The 16469-nt window shown below is 60.7% G+C and carries 12 protein-coding genes; 4 read left to right on the top strand and 8 right to left on the bottom strand.

Features of this window, described 5'->3' with window-relative positions:
- Positions 1 to 6: 6 nt before the first annotated feature.
- Positions 7 to 2052, top strand: coding sequence for a DNA helicase RecQ (recQ, locus tag E5180_RS13140; protein ID WP_138924775.1), 2046 nt, complete (start codon positions 7 to 9; stop codon positions 2050 to 2052).
- 29 nt (positions 2053 to 2081) lie between these two features.
- A complete protein-coding gene (gene yaaA, locus E5180_RS13145) occupies positions 2082 to 2861 on the top strand; it encodes a peroxide stress protein YaaA (protein WP_138924776.1) in 780 nt (259 codons plus the stop codon).
- On the opposite strand, the gene E5180_RS13150 is transcribed toward yaaA, so the two are convergent.
- A complete protein-coding gene (locus E5180_RS13150) occupies positions 2846 to 4684 on the bottom strand; it encodes a response regulator (RefSeq protein ID WP_254700481.1) in 1839 nt (612 codons plus the stop codon). The two genes, yaaA and E5180_RS13150, sit on opposite strands and share 16 nt — an antisense overlap.
- Positions 4685 to 4696: 12 nt before the next feature.
- Here E5180_RS13150 and E5180_RS15965 point away from each other — a divergent pair, with 12 nt between their 5' ends.
- Positions 4697 to 4981, top strand: a complete 285-nt coding sequence (locus E5180_RS15965; RefSeq protein ID WP_254700482.1) for a hypothetical protein — start codon at positions 4697 to 4699, stop codon at positions 4979 to 4981.
- Between the two features lie 114 nt (positions 4982 to 5095).
- Here the strand turns inward: E5180_RS15965 and E5180_RS13155 are convergent, their stop codons facing one another.
- Genes E5180_RS13155 through E5180_RS13170 form a run of 4 tightly spaced genes read right to left on the bottom strand, consistent with a single transcriptional unit; the run spans position 5096 to position 11782 of the window.
- A complete protein-coding gene (locus E5180_RS13155; RefSeq protein ID WP_138924778.1) occupies positions 5096 to 7138 on the bottom strand; it encodes a hypothetical protein in 2043 nt (680 codons plus the stop codon).
- On the bottom strand, positions 7135 to 9897 hold the full coding sequence (locus E5180_RS13160; protein WP_138924779.1) for a DUF4159 domain-containing protein: 2763 nt from the start codon (positions 9895 to 9897) through the stop codon (positions 7135 to 7137). Before E5180_RS13160 ends, E5180_RS13155 begins: the two co-directional genes overlap by 4 nt.
- Positions 9894 to 10778, bottom strand: coding sequence for a DUF58 domain-containing protein (locus E5180_RS13165; protein ID WP_138924780.1), 885 nt, complete (start codon positions 10776 to 10778; stop codon positions 9894 to 9896). The genes E5180_RS13160 and E5180_RS13165 overlap by 4 nt, the downstream gene beginning before the upstream one ends.
- Positions 10775 to 11782 (bottom strand): AAA family ATPase, encoded by a 1008-nt coding sequence (locus E5180_RS13170; RefSeq protein ID WP_138924781.1) that lies wholly within the window; start codon positions 11780 to 11782, stop codon positions 10775 to 10777. Before E5180_RS13170 ends, E5180_RS13165 begins: the two co-directional genes overlap by 4 nt.
- A gap of 70 nt (positions 11783 to 11852) precedes the next feature.
- On the opposite strand from E5180_RS13170, the gene E5180_RS13175 reads away from it, so the two are divergent.
- A complete protein-coding gene (locus E5180_RS13175) occupies positions 11853 to 12431 on the top strand; it encodes a DUF1285 domain-containing protein (protein WP_171048950.1) in 579 nt (192 codons plus the stop codon).
- A 134-nt stretch (positions 12432 to 12565) separates the two neighbouring features.
- Here E5180_RS13175 and polA read toward each other — a convergent pair whose 3' ends face one another.
- The 3 genes from polA to E5180_RS13190 form a co-directional block, all read right to left on the bottom strand.
- On the bottom strand, positions 12566 to 15364 hold the full coding sequence (gene polA / locus E5180_RS13180; protein WP_138924783.1) for a DNA polymerase I: 2799 nt from the start codon (positions 15362 to 15364) through the stop codon (positions 12566 to 12568).
- Positions 15365 to 15483: 119 nt separating this feature from the next.
- Positions 15484 to 16125, bottom strand: a complete 642-nt coding sequence (locus tag E5180_RS13185) for a TIGR02117 family protein (protein WP_138924784.1) — start codon at positions 16123 to 16125, stop codon at positions 15484 to 15486.
- Positions 16126 to 16160: 35 nt separating this feature from the next.
- Complete coding sequence (locus E5180_RS13190) at positions 16161 to 16340, bottom strand: zinc-finger domain-containing protein (RefSeq protein ID WP_093732042.1); 180 nt, start codon at positions 16338 to 16340, stop codon at positions 16161 to 16163.
- Positions 16341 to 16469 lie beyond the last annotated feature (129 nt).

The following is a 16469-nucleotide window of genomic DNA, read 5'->3' on the forward strand; positions in this document are numbered from 1 at the left end:
TTTTTCATGTCAGGCGCTGCCACGCTACTTCGTGATGTCTTTGGGTTCGACGGGTTCCGTCCTGGTCAACAAGAGATCGTAGAGGCCGTTACCGCCGGTGAAAACACGCTGGCGATCATGCCCACCGGGGGCGGTAAGTCCCTGTGTTTCCAGATGCCTGCGTTGCTGCGGGATGGGGTGACGGTCGTTATATCTCCGCTTATTGCGTTGATGCGTGATCAGGTCCGCGCCTTGCAAGAGCTTGGCGTGGGGGCCGGGGCGCTGACCTCGGGTAACACGCCCGAAGAAACCGATGCCGTGTGGGAAGGGCTCGAAGCGGGCACGCTCAAGCTATTGTATATGGCACCCGAACGGCTCGCCGCGGGGTCAGTCACCGGCATGTTAAAGCGTGTCGGCGTGTCATTGATCGCTGTGGATGAGGCGCATTGCGTCAGCCAGTGGGGCCATGATTTTCGCCCTGACTATTTGCGCATTGGTGAATTGCGACGCACGCTGGATGTGCCTCTGGCCGCCTTTACCGCGACGGCAGATGCCGAAACTCAAGCCGAGATCATCCAGAAGCTTTTTGACGGAGCCCCGCCACGCGCCTTCCTGCGCGGGTTCGACCGTCCCAATATCCATCTGGCTTTTGCTGCCAAAAACGGACCGCGCGCGCAGATTTTGAACTTTGCCAGCGCGCGTAAGGGGCAGTCTGGCATCGTCTATTGCGGCACCCGTGCGAAAACCGAAGGGCTTGCCAAAGCGCTGCGCGATGACGGGCATCTGGCTCTGCATTATCACGGCGGGATGGAAGCAGACGACCGCCGCACGGCAGAACGCCGCTTCCAACAAGAAGACGGGCTGATCGTCGTGGCGACCGTGGCCTTTGGCATGGGGATCGACAAACCGGACATTCGGTGGGTCGCCCATGCCGATCTGCCCAAATCCATTGAAGCTTACTATCAGGAAATCGGACGCGCGGGCCGCGACGGTGCCCCGGCTGAAACGCTTACGCTGTTTGGTCCCGATGACATCCGTTTGCGGCGCAGCCAAATTGACGAAGGGCTGGCCCCGCCCGAACGACGCGCGGCGGATCATGCCCGATTGAACGCCCTACTGGGGCTTGCCGAGGCGCTGGAATGTCGCCGCCTGAACCTGCTTAAATATTTTGACGAAAGCGACGTGAGTTGCGAAAATTGTGACCTCTGCGACTCGCCTGTGGAGGTGTTCGACGGCACCACGGCGGTACGCAAGGCGCTGTCGGCGATGCTGCGCACCGAGGAATGGTTCGGCGCGGGTCATTTGATCGACATCCTGCTTGGCAATGAAACTGACAAGATCCGCGAGCGCGGGCATAGCGACCTGCCGACGTATGGGGTGGGAAAGGAATATGACAAACGCGAATGGCAGGCCGTGTTCAGGCAGATGATGGGCCACGATCTCGTGCGCCCTGACGCTGCGCGCCACGGTGCGTTGCGGATGACCGATGCCGCGCTGCCCATTCTACGCGGCGAGGCGTCTATCTCTCTGCGCCGCGACAGTATTCGTGCCGCCGCAGCGCAGCGCCGCCCCGCGGTAAAAGCAATGGTCAGCGACGAAGATGCGCCGCTGCTGTCGGCGCTCAAGGCCAAACGTCGGGGGCTCGCAGAGGCCGCGAAAGTGCCCGCATACATCATTTTCAATGACCGCACGCTGATCGAGATGGCCGAGAAACGGCCAGCGACATTGGACGCGATGGCGCGTATCGGCGGTGTTGGGGCGAAAAAGCTCGAGAACTTCGGCGATGCGTTTCTAGAGGTGATCAACGGCGCTGCGGCCGAAATGCACCCGACACGCCGCAAGCTGGCAGGGCGGGCCGCGGGGTCCGTCTTTGATCAGCTGCAAGAAGTCCAAACCACGCTGTCACGGGGCGCGGACGGCGGCGAAAAACCCCTGAGCTGCTCGACGTCGTTACTGGCGAAAGTGGCGCAACTTCATGCGCCGAACCTCGATGCAATAGAGCGTATCCTGGGCGAGAAACGAACCGAAAGGTTTGGCCCCGCATTTCTGGACGTCCTGCAGCAAGCGGGCTAGCTCTTGCCGCGACCAAATAAGGAAGACCTATGCTGACCGTCATTTCGCCTGCCAAGAAAATGGACTGGACCCCCCGCACCGTCGAGATGACGGCGCCCGATTTGCACGATGATGCCGTGGCTTTGGTCAAGGTGGCCCGCGCGCTGAGCGTTGGTGATTTGCAATCATTGATGCACCTGAGCGAAAAACTGGCCCAGCTGAACCGCGATCGTTTTGCCTCGTTCGAGGAAAACCCCACCCTTGATACTGTGCGTCCCGCTGCATTTGCCTTTGCCGGCGACACCTACCAAGGGCTCGAGGCGACAAGTTTGGACCCCGATGAAGTGAGCTATGCGCAGGATCATCTGCGAATACTGTCGGGGCTTTATGGCGTACTGCGCCCCTTGGATGCAATTCAGGCCTACCGGCTTGAAATGGGCAGCCGGTTGAAGACGCCGCAGGGTAAATCGCTGTACGAATACTGGGGCGCGCGTTTGTCCGATGCGTTGAACCAGCAGGCAGAGCAGACCAACAGCAGGTTTCTGGTGAACTGCGCCAGTCAGGAATACTTTGGCGCGGTCGACCTGAAGGCGCTGGTCCCCGCTGTCGTGACGCCACAGTTCATGGAAGACAAATCTGACGGCAAAGGCCCGAAAATTGTCAGCTTCTACGCCAAGAAAGCGCGCGGCGCGATGGCGCGGTTCATTGTGCAGAACCGGCTTACCGACTCGGATGCGATCAAGGATTTTGATATCGGCGGGTATGCTTGGAAGCCAGATCTGTCTACGCCGGAAAAACCCGTATTTGTGCGTCCCTATCCCACCAGCTGACCCTCAAGCGGGAAGGCCGAGGTGGGGCAGTACCGTTCCAAAAGCGCCACGATTTCCGCCTTGCGCAACGGTTTGGTAAGGAAATGATCCAGACCGGCGGCTAGGATATTATCCTTCTCGTCCTGAATGACATGAGCAGTCAGAGCGACAATAGGACAGCTGTCGCGAGCCCCATTCTCCAAGGCGCGAATGGCTGCGGCGGCCTCTTTTCCGTTCATTTTCGGCATGGATATATCCATGAAGACCAGATCAGGCCGGAAGGATTGAAACAGGGTAACTGCATCCTCTCCATCGACGGCGAGCTGCAAGTCAATGTTCAGCCGTTGCAGCATCTTGCGCAGGACGAGGCGGTTGGTTTTATTATCTTCCGCGGCCAGAACACGCATCGGGCGGGTGCCGTTGGCCAAGGGGGGCGATTTTGTCATCTCTGCCAGCAGATCGGTGATGTTGATCGGATTTTTCATGATCCGGCGCAAACGCACGTCGCCCACATTTTCCCGGATTGAATCCGGGGCCTCGCTGTACAAAATCACGTCTGTTGCGGACAGACGCGCCTGAACCGCGCGCGCAAATTCAAATCCGTCCATATCGGGCAAGACCTGATCAACAAGAACCAGATCCACGCTGTCATCCAAGGTTACCAATCCGCAAGCGCCGGTGGCGCATGTGGTGACCCGTACCCCGATATGTTCCAGGTTGCGCTGGAGGATGGACCGGCAGATCGTTTCTGTTTCGACGATCAGAACGTGTCGCAGAAACGCAGGCGGCATCAGGGTCGGCGTCGGCGCGTCGACTTGCACTTTCAGGGGAAGTTCGAACCCGAAGCAGGACCCAACCTCTGGCTCGGACGTGACCCATATCTCGCCGTTCATCAACTGCACCAACCGTTGACAGATCGCCAGCCCCAGGCCGGCCCCTTCTGCAGTCGGGCTTGGCTCGCTGTTGGCTTGGGTGAATTCCCCCATAATATGATCGATGATATCAGGGGGGATGCCGATGCCTGTATCCTCGATAGAGACTTTTATCAGCACGTTGTCGGGTTCACTGTCTGGCAGGCCCGTGGCCCGAATGAGAATGTGCCCGTTTCGCGTAAACTTCACCGCATTTCCTACAAGATTGGTCAGCACCTGTCGAATGCGCCCGGCATCCCCGATCAATTTGCGTGGCAGAAAGAGGTCAAAATCCAAAGCGATATCAAGCCCCTTTTGAACCGCGAGCGGTTGCAACAGCAGCAATACCTCTTGGAAAATTCGTTCTAGATCAAAGGGGGCGGGATGGATGCTGAGCCGGTTTGCTTCGATCCGGGAAAAGTCCAACACGTCGTTGATAATAACCAATAGTGCTTCACCAGAGGTTTTAATCGTATCGACATACAACCGCTGGTCCTGCGTCAGCACGGTATCGCCAAGCACTTCTGTCATTCCGACGATCCCGTTCATCGGGGTGCGGATTTCATGGCTCATCTTGGCTAGAAACAAGGATTTCGCACTGTTGGCAGCTTCGGCAGTGGCACGGGCGTCGACCAGTTGCCGCTGATGCGCGACGCTGTCGGTGATATCGCGGGCCAGTGAAACGGTGTCGCCGCCTTTGCCGCGTTGATCGACGATTTTGATGTAAGTGCCGTTCCAGAGCCTTACGATGATCGGTTCCGGGGCCTTTTGCTGTGACCGCAGGATCATCTTGGCACGCCATTCCTCAGGCGTGTGTCGACCGATGTTAATGATACCCTCTTCGGTGAGGATGCGCAGGATGGTCAAATAGCTGACGCCGGGTCGGATAATATCGATACCGTCAAACACCGCGAGATAGGATCGGTTCGCCATGATCATCTCGCTGTGTCTGTTAAAAAAGGCAAAGCCGTCGTGGATGGTTTCAATCGAATGCCACAGGCGCCGTTCCGTCAGTTCAACCTGCTCCCGCGCAGCGCAAAGATCGGACATTACCCGTTGGTTTTTAAAACGGATACTTTCGACCTCCGCCCGCGTCTCGGAGATTTCTTCACTTACGCGTTGGGCGTGCTGATCAAGTTTTCGTTGGGCGGCACAAAGCTCCGCCTGCTTTCTTTCAAGCCTTGCTTCCGCCTGTTCGCGGCGGCGGCGTTCTTGCACAAGCCTATCTGACGTTTCCATCCAACACTCCGAATCCTCCTTGTCTGCACAGGAGAATGGAGCATTGCAGATGAATAACTGCTTAACCGGTTCACCGTTTTTCGCCCAGTAAACGCGATTTCGTGGTTAACGTTGTCCTTCGCGCAGCCATGCCGCAAGGATCAGGGCACTGCCAAGCAACAGAACAAGCCACGCCGGAAGGATCGGCATCTGGCGCACGTCCCGCGTTTCATAGGCATTCCGAGGTGTCAGCCCAATCCATCCGCGACCTGCAGCGGGGCGACCGACACGTACGTCGCGGATACGGGGCAGACCCTCTTCGATCCGCGCGACGCCGCCGCGTGCGGGGGCCAGTACGGGGGTCAGGGTTTCATCGCTCGCGATCGTTTCGTCAAACTCTTTCGGGGCGGCAGGGCCCAAGCCGATCACGGCACTTTGGTCGCCATTTTCAAGCCGGTAGAGCCCAATCTCGGGCCCATCGTAAACGCCTTCGAAAACGCCGGGTGATGTGGGTGTCAGGGCAAGCTGCGCGGTGCTGCCATCGGGATTGGTGATGGTGACAGATGGAATTTCATCGCCAAGGGTACGGCGGGTGATGCGCATGGTCTGGCCATCGGCGTTTGCGGTCAGCGCCTCTTCTTCCAGCTCTGGTTCTTTCATCATCCAGTGGGCCAGACGCCGCAGCAGTTCAAGCTGCGGCCCCCCGCCTTCATAGCCGCGGTTCCAAAGCCACGCATGATCCGATGCCATCAACGCAACGCGCCCTTCTTCGACCCGGTTCAGGATCAACAGCGGTCGGTCGCCTTCGCCCGTCATCACGACATCTCCCAAGGGGTCCGTCACGTCGATCTGCCGCAGCCAGCGGCCCCATGTGTCCTGTTCGGGCAAGCCGCTGGTGACCGGATGGCGGTGGCCCAGTTCAGAGACCAAAGGGCGGTACGGCTGTTCGATCACCCGCGCGGTAGGCGTGGCGGGCAGCACGTCTCCCAATGGGGACCGATAGATGCTGTCGGCACTGGCGAAATCCGCGCCGGCTGCGACCAGTACGGCCCCGCCGCCGCGCACATAATTCGCGACGTTTTCCAGGTACAGCGACGGTAGGATGCCGCGTCGTTTATAGCGGTCAAAGATAATCAGATCGAAATCTTCGATCTTTTCCATGAACAATTCGCGAGTGGGAAAGGCGATCAGGGACAGTTCGTCCACCGGCACGCCATCCTGTTTTTCGGGCGGACGCAGGATCGTGAAGTGCACCAGATCGACAGAACTGTCGGATTTCAGCAGGTTGCGCCATGTGCGCCCGCCCTGGTGCGGTTCGCCGCTGACCAGCAGAACGCGCAGCCGATCCCGCACGCCGTTGATCTGGATCAGCGCAGCGTTGTTACGGTCGGTCAGCTCTCCTTTGGCTTCGGGCAGCGAAAACCGGATGACGTTGCGGCCGCTGTGGGGCAGGGTCACGGGCAATTCGAGGTCTTGGCCCACCGGCACGCGGAAGGTTTGCGGCGGCTCCCCGTCGACCGAGATTTCAAGCGGGGCCAGCGCGTCTTTTTGCGGGGCGGCACCAAGGTCGTCGATGCGCAGGGTCAAGATTACCGGTTCGCCGATGATGGCAAAGGCCGGGGCGTTGCGTACGGACAGGCGGCGATCCCAATCGCTTTGCTTTCCGGTCATCAGCAGGTGCATCGGCGCGGGCAGATCCACAGGTAGATCAGCGTCATGGATACGACCGTCGCTCAGTGCCAGAATCCCAGCGATACGGGCGCGCGGTTCTTCAGCCAGCACCTCTGATAGCGCAGTCATCAGCTGCGTACCGCTGTCCCCTTCGCCGTCCGGCACGGTCACGCGGCGCAGTTCGGTGTTGTCGCGGGTCGCGATCTGGGCGGCCAGCGTATCCGCGGCAGTGCTGGTTTGTGCGGGGCGATCCGCGAGTTTTTGACTGGCGCTTGCGTCTTCCAGCATCACGACAATATCCGTGAGCGGCGCACGATCTTCTTGTTGGACGGAGGGGCCGGCGAGGGCCGCAAGAATAACGGCCATCGCCGCCCCCCGTAGCGCCCAACCCTGCAACCCGCGCAGCACTGCCAAGACCACGGCGGCCAGCGCCAGCGCTGCAACCACCGCCAATAATGGCAAGGGGATTAGCGGATCGAATATAACGCTCGACGTCATTGGCCCAACCTGTCCAGCAGCGCAGGCACATGGACCTGATCGGATTTATAGTTACCGGTCAGCACATGCATGACCAGATTGACGCCAAAACGATATGCCAATTCGCGTTGACGTTCCCCCGCAAAGCCGCGCCCGATGGGTACCATCGGGGCACCGTTCGGCGACACGGCCCAAGCCGCGGCCCAATCGTTGCCGCCAATCACAACCGGGCTGACGCCATCGTTGAGATTGCGAAATGGCATTCCTTCTACCTGCTCTGCATCGGGGGCCGATGCCTCTACCCACAGATCGCGCCCGCTGTGCCGACCAGGAAAATCCTGCAGCAAATAGAAAGTGCGGGTCAGAACGTGATCCGCAGGCAGGGGTTCTAGCGGCGGGATGTCCAGCGGGGCGGCGAGGTCTTGCAGCTTGCGGCCATTGGGGCTTGCGGCACCGAACCCCGCGATATTCGCATCACGCGTGTCAAACAGGATCATCCCGCCGGACCGCAGATAGTTGTTCAGCTTGGTATAGGCAGCATCCGAAGGGCGGGGCTGCTCTGGCGTGATGGGCCAATAAAGCATGGGGAAGAACGCAAGCTCGTCCCGCTCCAGATTGACGCCGATGGGGTTGGCGGGTTCAACCGACGTGCGGAAATAGAGCGTATCCGACAGCCCACGCAATCCGGCATCCGACATCTCGTCGACCGACGCATTGCCGGTGACCACATAGGCCAGCGTCATCTCTGCCGTGGCGTTGAGGGCAAAGCTGTCGTCTGCCTGCGCATCAGCCTGCGTCGGCGCATAAATCAGCGCGGCAAGGATCAGCCCTGCGGCATTGCTGTGTTTCAGAAGCCGCCCAGACAGGGACAGCGACGCGACAACATCGGCCATCAACAGCAGAATCGACAGCGACAACAGCCATCCGGAAAGCGGCTGCTCATCTGCGACATCAAGCCCGCGCACTGGCACGTCCGCAGGCCACGTTGCAGGCCCGAGCGTGGTATCGGCCACCACCACGTTGCGCGCAATACGCCTGTCGCCAGAGGCATAGACCCCCGGCTGCAAATTCGGCCCTGCAGGGGCATCCGCCAGATCAGCGCCATCCACACCCGGCAGCGTGCCCGCGTCGGACAACGTGCCGAACCCGTCCATCACCCGCAGGGGTGTCCATGTCGTGCCCTTCAGGTCGGAGGTTTCGATACCTGCAGAGGATGAAGAAATTGCTAAACGCTCCATCATCTGCACAAATAATCCCGAAAGCGGCAGCGTTGACCATTCGGCTGTGGCGGTTACGTGAAACAAGATGATCTGCCCCTGACCCAGTTGCTTGCGCGTGACGAGCGGCGTGCCATCGCTGAGCGCCGCGATCACGCGGTCCGACAGGGTGGGATCGGGCTGTGCGACGACTTGGGCGGATACAGTCACATCCTCCGGTATTTCCAGCCCGAAAAACGGAGAGGTTTCGCGGAAAGCATCGAGTGTTTTAGGGGCTCCCCAGCTCATCGCGCCGCCAACGCTGCGGCCGCCAGACCGCAGGCGCACGGGCATCAGCGGGTCTTCGGTGTCGCGGCTGATATCGCTGGCGGCAATGCGTGGCCCGGCAAAACGGACCAACATCCCGCCCGCTTCGATCCAGTCGAGCAGCGGTGCCTGTTCTGCCTCGGACAGGGTCGCGATATCGGCCAGCACGATCACATCGGGGTTGGCGGGCAGCACATCGCCAAGCGCGCCGTCAATCAGATCGGCGGCGGGGGCCAAGGCTTGTTCGATATAATGTAGCGGCGACAGCAGCTCTAGCCCCTCGCGGTTCTCGCGTCCGGCAATCAGCCCGACCTCGCGCCGCCGCAACGCATCGTCCACAAGCGTTGTCGCCCCGGCAGAGCGTTGGCCTGCAATGTCAAACCGGGTGATCCGGGCGCGCAGTTCAGCGGGGAGCGACAGGGCGGCGGTGGCCTGCGTCGATCCCGCTTCGAATGTGGCGGGCACACTGGCGAGGGTGCGCATATTCCCCGCCGGATCGCGGCCCTGCGCATTGATCGTCACGGCACGTTCGGCAGTGGGCAGGGCGCGTTTGACGGTAAGGGTGATCGCCCCGTCCTCATAGGTTGCGGGTGCCATCGCCAGCACATCTGCGCCGGTCTGGTACACCTCTACGCTGCCCTGATCCTGTAACGCCCCAAGCATCGCATCGCGCCCGTCATAGGCGAGCCCGTCACTGAACCAAATCGTATCGAACCCGCTAAGTGTGCTGGTAATCTCAATCGCGCGGTCGATATCGGTGGGGGCGGGCTGCCATGGTGCTGGCTTGAATCCGGCCAGCCGACTGCGCCCCGCGTCGGCAGACTGAAAGGCGGGTTGCTCGGGGCGGGTGAGGGTCAGGAAGCCAACGGTGCGTCCGGCGCGTGCGGCACGGGTCAGCTGTGCTTCTAGCGCTTCGGATTGCTGCGGCCAGCGGGTCGCGCCGGCCCAGGACCCGTCCACTACGATCAGCAGCGGGCCGGTGCCTTGGGTCTGTTCTTCTTGCGGGTTCAGGATAGGTCCAGCCAGCCCGATGATCAGCGCCGCCACGGCAAGCATGCGCAACAACAGCAGCCACCACGGCGTGCGGTCCGACACGCTTTCGGCATCGCTGAGGCCGAGTAAAAGCGCCACGCCGGGAAAACGGCGGCGGATGGGGGCTGGTGGCACAGCCCGCAAGATCAGCCACAGGATCGGCAGCGCCAGAAGCGCAAGCAGCATCCAAGGCGCGGTAAAACCGATACCCCCGAACACGGTCATGCCGCCCCCCCGCTGCGCGTATCCAGCGCACCATACAGCCACAGCAGCGCCGATTGCGCCGTGCTGTCGGTGTGGTGCAGCCCGTACTGCCAGCCGGTCAGGGCGCAAAGTTGCTGCAGCTCTGCCTTACGTTCGGCGAGCCGTTCAAGATAGCGGTGTTTCAGGTCGTTCGCCTTCAACGTTTCATGACGCAAGGTGCCGCCGACGCTTTCAAAGATGGTGCGGCCGGTAAACGGGAAGGCCTCTTCTGACGGGTCAAGCACATGGAGCAACACGCCCCGCACGCCGCGGTCGGCGGCCTTGGTCAGGGCCGTGGCGACCCCCGCAAGATCGCCCATGAAGTCAGAGATAAATACAGCCCGCGCTTGGGGGATCATGGCACGGTGCTCGGGCGGCGCATAATCCGCGGCGTCGTCCTGACACAGCGCTTCGGCAAGTCGTAAAATCTGGGGCCTGCCCGACCGCGGAGGCAGGGCGCTGCCGGTCAGGCCGACGCGTTCACCGCCCCGTTGCAGCAAAACCGCCAGCGCAAGTCCCAGCAGCCGTGCGCGGTCAGCTTTCTGTTCCAGCGCGGCGGTCGAGGCAAAGCGCATCGAGGCCCCCTGATCGACCCAGAGCATGACGGACTGCGCGATCTGCCATTCGCGTTCGCGCACAAATTCATGGTCCCCCATAGCCGAACGCCGGTGGTCAATACTGCGCCGGCTGTCGCCAACCTGTGCCGGCCGGTATTGCCAGAAATCATCCCCCACCCCTGCGCGACGACGTCCATGCGCGCCCAGCAGGACCGCGCCGGCCAGATGCTCTGCACGGGCCAGCAGCGCGGGCAAACGGGCCGCTTGCTCCTCGGATCGGATGCGAAGGGTGTCGGGGCTGTTCACGCCGCGGCCTTTTTCCCGATCAGGCTGGCCGTGGTTGCGTCGATCAACGTGTTCAGGCTGTCACCCCGTGCGCGCGCGGCAAAGTTCAGTGCCATTCGGTGCATCAAAACGGGGCGGGCCATATCAATCACATCTTCGGCCGAGGGGGCCAACCGCCCTTGTAGCAAGGCGCGCGCGCGCACGGTCAGCATCAACGCCTGCGCAGCACGGGGGCCGGGGCCCCAAGCCACGGTATCGCGCACGTTCTGGCTGGCGTCGGGACCGTCAGGGCGGAAGGCGCGGACCAGATCAAGGATCAGTTCGACCACGGATTCACCGACCGGCATCTGCCGCAGCAGCGTTTGCGCGGCCAACAACTTTTCCGTGGTAAACACAGCCGTGGCCTGCGCATCGGTATCGCCCGTGGTCGCCATCAGGATATCGCGTTCTGTATCGCGGTCGGGATAGGCCACGTCGATCTGCACGAGGAAACGGTCAAGCTGGGCCTCTGGCAACGGGTAGGTGCCCTCTTGTTCAATCGGGTTCTGGGTGGCAAGCACGTGAAACGGATGCCCCAAGGCGCGGTCCTGTCCAGCAACGGTCACTGTCTTTTCCTGCATCGCCTGCAACAACGCGGATTGAGTGCGCGGCGAGGCGCGGTTGATCTCGTCCGCCATCAGCAGCTGGCAAAAAATCGGCCCTTCGACAAAACGGAATGCGCGGGTGCCATCGGCGGCGGTGTCCAGCACCTCTGACCCCAGAATATCCGCAGGCATTAGATCGGGCGTGAACTGGACCCGATTGCCATCCAGCCCCATAACTGTGCTCAACGTTTCGACCAGCCGCGTCTTGCCCAGACCCGGCAGACCGATCAGCAACCCGTGCCCGCCACACAGCAGCGCCGTCAGTGTCAGATCAACGACCCGCTCCTGTCCGATAAAGCGCCGGTTGATCGACGCCTTGGCCTCGGCCAGCTTTTCGCCAAGCGTCTCGATTTCTGCTACCATATCGCGGGCTTGGGTCATGACTTTTGCGTCCTTGGAGTTATATCAGTTAGATGTAAGTGTATCGTGTGAACAGGAAATGGCAAAAGCAATGAGTGGACAAAAAACCGTGACCCCAACAGCAGAAAGCCTTGCCGCGTCTGTTTCCGCCGCCAAAACACGCGGATTGCCGCCGGTAGAGAAGTGGAACCCTCCGTTTTGCGGCGATCTGGACATGGAGATCAAACGCGACGGCACCTGGTTCTATCAGGGCACCCCGATTGGCCGCATGGGGCTGGTGAAACTCTTTGCGTCGATTCTGATCCGTGAAGATGACGATTATTTCCTGATCACGCCGGTCGAAAAGGTCGGCATCAAGGTCGAAGATGCCCCCTTTGTCGCCATCGATTTCGAGGCCGAAGGCAGCGGCACCGACCAGACGCTCACGTTCCAGACCAACCTTGGGGATATCGCGGTTGCGGGCCCCGATCTGCCGATCCGTATCGAGCGTGCCCCCGATACCGGAGAGCCCGCGCCCTATGTCCGCATCCGCCGCAACCTTGAGGCGCTGATCGACCGGAAAAGCTTTTACCGGCTGGTCGAACTGGGTCAGCACCACGAGGGATGGTTCGGCGTATGGTCAGGCGGCAGCTTCTTTGGCATCATCCCGTCGGGCGAACTGCCTGACTGATTTCGGTGCGCGGAAAGCGCCCCGCTGCGACGCGCGACACTGAATGCCAAGATTGGGCCCGGTGCGAAACAGGTCTCGCGGAGCAAAGGCAGCCCTCACTGGATAGCGCTCACCTAGACAAACGGCAAAGGCGCTTAATGCGCCTCCGCCCAGTTTGACCCTATCCCTGCGTCCACCGTCAGCTTTACGTCCAGTTTGACCACCGGATCGGCTGCGTTTTCCATCACATGACGCGCGGCGTCGATCAGAGCATCTTCGGCCCCTTTTTCCACCTCGAACAGCAGTTCATCGTGTACCTGCAACAGCATCGTGGCGGGCAAGCCCTTGATCGCGTCGGGCATGCGGATCATCGCGCGGCGGATCACGTCTGCGGCTGTCCCCTGGATCGGCGCGTTAATAGCGGCCCGTTGGGCGAACCCGGCGCGGGGGCCTTTGGCGCTGATCTCTGGCGTGTGGATTTTGCGTCCGAACAGGGTCTGCACAAAGCCATGCTCTTTCGCGAACGCTTTGGTGTCGTTCATATAGGTGCGGATGCCGGGGAAACGTTCGAAATAACGGTCAATGAAGCCCTGTGCCTCGGCTCGCGGAATGCGCAGGTTGCGCGCCAGGCCAAAGCCCGAGATGCCATAGATGACACCAAAGTTGATCGCCTTGGCCTGACGGCGCACGTCCGACGTCATTTCATCGAGGGGGACGCCGAACATTTCTGATGCGGTCAGGGCGTGAATGTCGATGCCGTCCTGAAAGGCCTGCTTGAGCTCGGGGATGTTGGCAATATGCGCCAATATCCGTAGCTCGATCTGGGAATAGTCCAGCGCAATCAGCACTTTACCCTGCTCGGCAACAAAGGCCTCGCGGATGCGGCGGCCTTCTTCGGATCGGATCGGGATGTTTTGCAAGTTTGGATCGGTTGACGCCAGCCGGCCCGTCGATGCCCCCGCGATGGAGTATGAGGTGTGTACGCGTCCGGTGTCAGGGTTGATGTGGTCCTGAAGCGCGTCGGTATAGGTCGATTTCAGCTTCGACAGTTGCCGCCAGTCCAGCACACGTGCGGGCAGGTCATGCTCTGTTGCCAGATCTTCGAGCACGTCGGCACCAGTGGCATAGGCACCTGTCTTGCCCTTTTTGCCGCCTTCCAGCGCCATCTCGTCAAACAGGATCTCACCAAGCTGCTTGGGCGATCCGACATTGAATTTGCGACCGGCGAGTTGATAAATTTCATCCTCAAGCCCTGCCATCTTCTGCGCAAAGGCATTCGACATCCGGCTCAGCGTATCGCGGTCAACCTTGACGCCAGACCGTTCCATCGCGGCCAACACAGGCACCAAGGGACGTTCAAGCGTTTCATACACCTTCGTCACCTCGACGCGGTGCAGCTGCGGCTTGAACAGCTGCCACAAACGCAGGGTAATATCCGCATCCTCCGCGGCATATTTCACGGCATCGGCCAGCGGTACCTTATCAAAGGTGATCGCGGATTTACCCGAGCCTAGCAAAGGTTTGATCGGGATCGGCGTGTGCGACAGATACCGTTCTGACAGCGTGTCCATCCCGTGCCCGTGCAGCCCTGCGTGCATCGCATAAGACAGCAGCATCGTATCGTCGATCGGGGCGACATTGATGCCGAGCTGCCCAAATATCTTGCTGTCGTATTTCATGTTCTGCCCGATTTTCAGGATCGTGGGGTCCTGCAACATCGGGGTCAACAGGCGCAGCGCATCTTCAAGGGGGATCTGCCCCTCAGCCAGATCGTCAGAGCCAAACAGATCATCGCTGCCACGCGCCTTGTGGATGAGCGGGATATAGCAGGCTTTGCCGGGTTCGACGCAAAGCGATACGCCGACCAGCTGCGCGACCATATCGTCCAGCCCGGTGGTCTCTGTATCGACGGCAACATAGCCGAATTCGTAAATCCGGTCGATCCAGGCCTGCAGCGCCTCTGTGTCGCTGACATGTTCATACTGATCCGGATCAAAGGGCACGTCCGCCGCGGCGGGGGCATCGGCAGCAACCGGTGCGTCCGCGATGGTGGGGGCCTCTTTGCCCAAAACCTCTGCTACGCGTTTTGACAGCGTGCGAAACTCCATCTCGGCAAGGAAACCGAGCAGCTGGTCGGCATCGGGGTCGCGTACCTCGAGGTCGTCCAGCGTAAAGTCCAACGGCGTATTCTCGTCCAGCTGAACCAGAGCGCGGGACAGGCGGATTTGATCTGCGTGGTCGATCAAGGTCTGGCGACGCTTGGGCTGTTTGATCTCGCCCGCGCGTTCAAGCAACGTATCAAGATCGCCATATTCGTTAATCAGCAGCGCGGCGGTCTTGATCCCGATTCCGGGTGCGCCGGGCACGTTATCGACGGAATCGCCGGCCAGGGCTTGCACATCAACCACACGGTCGGGGAACACGCCGAATTTCTCGAACACGCCATCACGGTCGATGCTTTTGTTCTTCATCGCATCCAGCATTTCGACGCCGCCGCCGACCAGCTGCATCAAATCCTTGTCCGAGCTAATGATGGTGCAGCGCCCGCCCGCGGCACGGGCCTGCACGGCGAGCGTCGCGATGATATCATCCGCCTCATAGCCTTGCTTTTCCTTGCACGCGATGTTGAAGGCTTCGGTGGCGGTGCGGGTCAGGGGGATCTGCGGACGCAGGTCTTCGGGCATGGCCTCGCGGTTGGCCTTGTACTTGTCGTACATGTCATTGCGGAAGGTGTGGCTCCCCTTGTCAAAGATCACGGCCACATGGGTTGGCGCATCGGGCCCGGTGTTGCCTTCGACATAGCGCTGCAACATGTTGCAAAATCCTGCAACGGCTCCGATCGGCAGCCCGTCTGATTTGCGCGTCAATGGCGGCAGCGCGTGGTAGGCGCGAAAAATAAACGCCGACCCGTCGATCAGATGCAGATGGTGACCCTTGCCAAATGTGCCGGACATGTCGGTGCTCCTCTTTCAGACAAGCCTTCTTTTGTCACGAAGCAGCCAAACTCTCCAGCGGCCAATTGACAGGGACCGGCTTCATTTTGCCACTTAAACTCCCCGCGGAGCGTCCCACGTCAGCGGTGATCGCTTTGGTAAAGTTGATAGGACAGGCTGACCGAAAGAGGCAGCGGCGTCCAACGCCCAAAACGCAAGCCCGCCGCACGCAGCTGGTCGCCGATCCAGACATTACAGGTGCGCAGGATGCTAAAACGCCCTTTGGCCGCAAAGAATCCGTCGGTGGTGGTATACCCTGTGACCCCCACGCGTTCGGGCAAGCCATCGGGCCCGAGTGTAAGCTCGGACCAGACATTACCTACCAGCGTGCGATACTGCCGTTCTGTCATCGCGACGCTCCGGCGTTTGATCTGCCGGTCTATTGGGCCGATCACGTCAATCCGCAAGACTGCGTCATCGCCGATAACACCGCGCCAGACATTGCCGGGCTTCAGCTCGCGATAGGTCGGGGTTTCCGTATAAAACTTGCGCGCGCCCCAGCCGATCACCAGCCAGCGCGCATCAGGGTGCGATAGCGGCACGCCACGCGCCTCGAGCGCTGCAAAACGCGGCCGCGAAATGTCATCGAGCGGAATCAGCAGATCGTAATGGATCGGTCCGTGGATCAGAAGCACGTCGCGCGTGGGCATCGCACGGTCTTGGGCTACGCCGGGCGCCCAGACGGCGCCAATAAGGGCAGCAATCACAAAACACGCTGGCACAAGCGCAAAGGCGCCCAGCCATCGTAACGCTTTGGTCAGACTTTGCCCTCAAACTCGGCGTGGATGAACTTGCAGTCGCAATACCCACATTCGACCCAGCCTTTGTCCTGCGGGATTTGCAGCCAGACGCGTGGGTGCCCCAAGGCACCTTCGCTGCCGTCACAGGCGACGCGCCAGGTGGTCACAATGCGGGTTTCCGGTGCTTGGAATGTCATGCTGTCGTCCTTGGCTTTGATGCGCCCATCTTATGACTAAACCGCGCCGGCAGGGCAAGGGTGCGCCGCGTGATTTGGCCAGCGCCAGCTTACAAGTTTGTAATCTGCGATGAATTAGGTTCACCATCC

Origin of the sequence: Sulfitobacter sp. BSw21498, from assembly GCF_006064855.1 — a bacterium.
GTDB lineage: Bacteria > Pseudomonadota > Alphaproteobacteria > Rhodobacterales > Rhodobacteraceae > Sulfitobacter.

Coding starts and splice junctions, on each gene's coding strand:
- recQ (WP_138924775.1), top strand. CDS start 7: ATGTCAGGCGCTGCCACGCTACTTCGTGATGTCTTTGGGTTCGACGGG.
- yaaA (WP_138924776.1), top strand. CDS start 2,082: ATGCTGACCGTCATTTCGCCTGCCAAGAAAATGGACTGGACCCCCCGC.
- E5180_RS13150 (WP_254700481.1), bottom strand. CDS start 4,684: ATGGCGAACCGATCCTATCTCGCGGTGTTTGACGGTATCGATATTATC.
- E5180_RS13155 (WP_138924778.1), bottom strand. CDS start 7,138: ATGACGTCGAGCGTTATATTCGATCCGCTAATCCCCTTGCCATTATTG.
- E5180_RS13160 (WP_138924779.1), bottom strand. CDS start 9,897: ATGACCGTGTTCGGGGGTATCGGTTTTACCGCGCCTTGGATGCTGCTT.
- E5180_RS13170 (WP_138924781.1), bottom strand. CDS start 11,782: ATGACCCAAGCCCGCGATATGGTAGCAGAAATCGAGACGCTTGGCGAA.
- E5180_RS13175 (WP_171048950.1), top strand. CDS start 11,853: ATGAGTGGACAAAAAACCGTGACCCCAACAGCAGAAAGCCTTGCCGCG.
- polA (WP_138924783.1), bottom strand. CDS start 15,364: ATGTCCGGCACATTTGGCAAGGGTCACCATCTGCATCTGATCGACGGG.
- E5180_RS13190 (WP_093732042.1), bottom strand. CDS start 16,340: ATGACATTCCAAGCACCGGAAACCCGCATTGTGACCACCTGGCGCGTC.